The sequence below is a fragment of the Enterovibrio paralichthyis genome (assembly GCF_019209835.1).
Lineage (GTDB): Bacteria > Pseudomonadota > Gammaproteobacteria > Enterobacterales > Vibrionaceae > Enterovibrio > Enterovibrio paralichthyis.
Map to the genome: position 1 here is coordinate 1 of NZ_JAHUTS010000065.1, position 669 is coordinate 669.

Sequence of the window (669 nt, forward strand, 5' to 3'; positions counted from 1 at the left end):
TAATGCCAGTCAGTTAAGCTGACTGGCTTTCTTTTTATTGGGGTATTTCTTTGCCTTAGGCTTCACGGCTCTCGGGTATATTCGATCTTCTCGCTTAATGGGCAACACATGATGTATCGCCTCCTCCTGCAGGTGGGTAATACGCTTAGGGATGGTTCCCGCCGACTCCAACCAGAACCCTAATATCACGTGAATGATAGAGTGGGCACACGTTGTAAAGCTTAGTTGATTTGGGTAGATGCCAGGTACAGTTCTCGCCATGTTAACCATCTGATATCTAATGATGTTATAGCTAAGCAACAAGCCCCATAACTCTTGTTTTACCATCTCTGGTTTCTTACTTCTCAACGTAAATTCGTTGTTCAGGAGCGAAGACTTCATTTCCCGGTAGCCCACCTCGATTTCCCATCGATGGCTATAAAGCTCTGCGATTTCTGCCGGCGGATAGCGGCGATGGTCGGTCATCGAGGTCAGGATACTGACTTCTTTCCCTTTGAGGGTTTTCTTTATCAGGCGAACTTCTATGGTTTCAGGCAGCGCGGGGGACTTCTTTCTCGCCTGAGGCGTGGTTTTGATTTCGACAATGCGGTCATTGCGACCCAGCTTTCTGACTTCGGTAAATTGCGTATTCTTGCGCATTGGCATCAGCCAATGCCTTTCCGTCCCCGT

The 669-nt window shown here is 48.0% G+C and carries 1 protein-coding gene; it reads right to left on the reverse strand.

Annotated features, from left to right (window positions below; translation table 11 throughout):
• Window positions 1-9 precede the first annotated feature (9 nt).
• On the reverse strand, window positions 10-669 hold a 660-nt coding region (locus KU854_RS24675; protein ID WP_218360855.1), incomplete at its 5' end, for an IS4 family transposase.